3 protein-coding genes are annotated in these 3,526 nt (G+C 66.7%); all 3 read right to left on the reverse strand.

What is annotated here, in order from left to right:
- Positions 1 to 274: 274 nt before the first annotated feature.
- Genes H5T65_13985 through trpD form a run of 3 tightly spaced genes read right to left on the reverse strand, consistent with a single transcriptional unit; the run spans position 275 to position 3,291 of the window.
- Entirely contained in the window at positions 275 to 1,054 is a 780-nt protein-coding gene (locus tag H5T65_13985; protein ID MBC7260337.1) for a molybdopterin-dependent oxidoreductase, read from the reverse strand.
- Between the two features lie 31 nt (positions 1,055 to 1,085).
- Positions 1,086 to 2,219 (reverse strand): aldo/keto reductase, encoded by a 1,134-nt coding sequence (locus H5T65_13990; GenBank protein MBC7260338.1) that lies wholly within the window; start codon positions 2,217 to 2,219, stop codon positions 1,086 to 1,088.
- Positions 2,220 to 2,265: 46 nt separating this feature from the next.
- A complete protein-coding gene (gene trpD, locus H5T65_13995) occupies positions 2,266 to 3,291 on the reverse strand; it encodes an anthranilate phosphoribosyltransferase (GenBank protein ID MBC7260339.1) in 1,026 nt (341 codons plus the stop codon).
- Positions 3,292 to 3,526: the final 235 nt, after the last annotated feature.

Genomic DNA, 3,526 nt, shown 5'->3' on the forward strand with positions numbered 1-3,526 from the left:
AAGCCCTGCGGGCTATTCCCAGCCCCGAAGGGGCTTGGTTCGCTCAGCGCGGGGGTTTAGCCCCGCGCGGCGATGCGCGCCCGCGACTTTCGTGCCTTTCGCGCCCTTTCGTGTCCTTCGCGATCCGAACGCCCCCGTACGGCGCCCCTCACCCTCGCCCTCTCCCGCGGCGGGAGAGGGAACGGCGCGCGCCCACTCCCCCTTCTCGCCCCGCCTGCGGGGCGAGAAGGGGGGGCGGGGGATGTGAGGGGTTCACACCCCCGCGGGCGCAGCATCAGTAGTCGGTGATCTCGCCGCCGGAGATGGGCCGCGCCCCGCCCCCCAAATCCAGCGGGTGATCCATCCCCGGCTCAATGTCCCCGCTGATGGAGTACGGCCCCACATACGACCAGTAGCCCGGCCCGTCCTTGTCCGTGAACGTCAGCGTGTGCACCGCTTTCGCGCCCTTGTAGCCGTACTTGGACGGCAAGATCATCCGCAGGGGCGATCCGTACTCGTCGGGCAGGAGTTCGTCGTTCATCTTCAGGACGAACAGCACGCGCGGCGCACGGAGTTCCTCAATGGAGACCACCTCCCAGTACTCGTCGGCGCAGTCAAACCGCACGTGCGTCGCCGTGGGCAGGGGCTTGACGATGGCGGCCAGTGTGTCGTAGGTGAACCCTTCCCACTTGGCCTTGGCCGACCAGCACTCCACGCACTTCATGCGGGAAACCTGGGCTACGCTGGGCCAGCCCAGTACTGTCGGATAATCAAACTCCCCCGGGTTCTCCACCATCCCCTGCACGCGCAGCCGCCAGGCATTGCGGTCGGGGGCAGGAAAGGCGCGGTAGTAGCGGATGAAGAACCCTTCGCGGTTCTCGTTGCCCAGCATCTTCGGGCCGGCCGTGGGCGCAACGGTGGGCGGCGCGGGCGATGGCGACGGGACAGGAGCGCCCGCCGATGGCGTTGCGATGGTCGGGGGCGGCGTGATCTCCACGCGGATGCCCAGGCAGGCGCGCAGCACCGAGGCAGCGCCCGCCACAAGGGCCGCGCGGATGAAGTGTCTTCGGTTCATGGGTGGCCTCCGAGAGTAGGGAGCAAGCGGTCTAGCGGGTCTTGCCGCCGAGAACTTCTGCCACCTCCTCCAGTTGCTTGATGATCGGGATATGCTGCGGGCACTTGGGTTCGCACTCGCCGCACTGGATGCACGCATCGGCCTTGAGGCCCTTGATCCAGTTCCCCGGGCTGCCAAGTTGGGCATACGCCTGCCGCGCATACTCGGCCAACCCGTACACCCGGTAGTAGTTCATGTACTTGAAGTTCTCGGGGATGTTCACGTCGTTGGGGCAGGGCATGCAGTAGCCGCAGCCCGTGCAGTACAGGTTGGCCAGCGCGGCCAGTTGATCCATGGTCTGGGCGATGGCCTGGCGCTCGTTTGCGCTCAATGGCTCCTCGCGGGATGCGGTGGCGGCGTTCTCCTCCACCATCTGGATCGTGCTCATGCCCGACAGCGCCACGTGGACGCCCGGATGCGACAGGACGAAGCGCAGGGCCAGTTCGGGGCTTCCCGACACGCCGTTCGGCAGGAGTTTGCGGATCTCGGGTGAGGTTTCGGCCAGACGACCGCCGCCCACCGGCCCCATGATGACGACGCCCATGCCGCGCGCGGCCGCACGAGCAATAGCCGCTTCGTTCGCCCGGTCCAGCAAGTTGTACTGGACGGTCATGCTTTCAAAGTAGCCGGTGTCAATGAACCGCTCCAAGACCTCGGGCGTGTCGTGGAACGAGAAACTGATGTGGCGGATGAGGCCCTCCTCCTTGGCCTTGCGGGCCTCGTCCAGGCGGCCGCCGGGCGTGGCGACCATCGTCTCGTACTTGACCTTGTTCATGCCCCACATGTGGTAGAAGTCAATGTAGTCCACATCCAGTTTGCGGAGCGATTTTTCCAGCCACGCGCGGAACTCGCCGGGGTCGGGGTTGTCCAGCGGGTTCTTGGTGGAGATATACACGCGGTCGCGCCAGCCCTTGATGGCCTTGCCGAGCACGATTTCGCTCTCGCCCTTGCAGTAGTAGGGTGCCGTGTCCAGGTAGTTGATGCCTAGTTCCAGCGCGCGCTGAATGACGGGAATGGCGCGGTCCTCGTCCACGTGCTCGCCGTCGGGGGTCATGGGCAGGCGCATGGCGCCGAAACCCAGGGCGCTGACGGTGGCTCCGGTGTTGCCAAACGGGCGATATCTCATGGGGGGGTCCTCCTCCGAGTGGGTGATAGGCGCGGCGAGGCGCCGGTCAGTCTTCCTTGAGTTTCTGGGTGAGCGCGCCGAGTTCCTGAAGTTTGCGCCAGGCGGCGCGGGAGTCAATGGCGGCTTCGGCCTGCTGGATGCCCTCGCGCAGGTCCAGGGCGAGTCCTGCGGCCACCAGCGCCACGCCAGCGTTGAGCACGACGATGTCCCGCCGCGCGCCGCGCTCGCCCGAAAGGATAGCCTGCGTGATGGCGACGTTCTCGTCGGTGCTGCCGCCTGCCAGTTCGTGGAGCGATGCCCTGGGCAAGTCAAACTCCAGCGAGTCCAGCGCGAAGGTGGTGATGGTGCCGCCTTCCAGATGGCTGACCTTGTTGACGCCGGTCGTGGAGAATTCGTCCATGCCGTCCGCGCCGTACACCACGTAGGCGGAAGCCGCACCCAGGACGCGCAGCACGCCCGCCAGGAGTTCGGTGAGCGAGCCCGCGTACACGCCCAAGACGCGTGCCTCGGCGCCGGCGGGGTTGGTGAGCGGGGCCAGGATGTCAAAGACCGTCTGGATGCCCAGGTCGCGGCGGGCCTCGGCCACGTACTTCAGCGATGGATGCAGGCGCGGCGCATACAGGAACCCGATGCCCAACTCGTCAATACAGCGGGCGATCTGTTCGGGGTCCAGCGTCAGGCAGATGCCCAGGTGCTCCAGCAGGTCGGCGCTGCTGCATCGGCTGGACACCGAGCGGTCCACATGCTTGGCGACGGCCGCGCCGGCACCCGCCGCGACAAAGGCCGCCGTGGTGGAGATGTTGAAGGTGCGGGCGTAGTCGCCGCCGGTCCCGCTGATGTCCACCAGGTCGCGGCGGCGCGTGCGCACGGGGATGACCTTGCTGCGCATGGCTCGCGCGAAGCCGGTCATCTCCGCAATGGTCTCGCCCTTCATCCGCAGGGCGACGAGGAATGCCGCCGTCTGGGCGGGCGTGGTGTCGCCTTCCAGCACCTGGGTGAGGGCTTGCTCCGCTTCGCGTTCGTCCAGGGCCTGCCGATGGACGAGCCGCGCGATGAACTCGCTGAACTGCATGGCTATTCCTCGCGTCGTATCGGTCTGGCGGAAGTGTAGCACAGGGCGAGAGATGCGTCAAAGCGGCGGTGGTAGTGTACACGTCATGCACGAACAACGCTTCATCGGCGAGGCGTGGGCAGGAGGGGCAGGGCAGGTTCCCATGCCGGCCCTTGCGTGCAGCCGCTAACCGCGAATAGCGCGAATCCATGCGAATGGGGGATGCGGATCCGAGGTGCGACGCACTTCCGGAAGT

The organism is Chloroflexota bacterium, assembly GCA_014360805.1.
Classification (GTDB): domain Bacteria; phylum Chloroflexota; class Anaerolineae; order DTLA01; family DTLA01; genus DTLA01.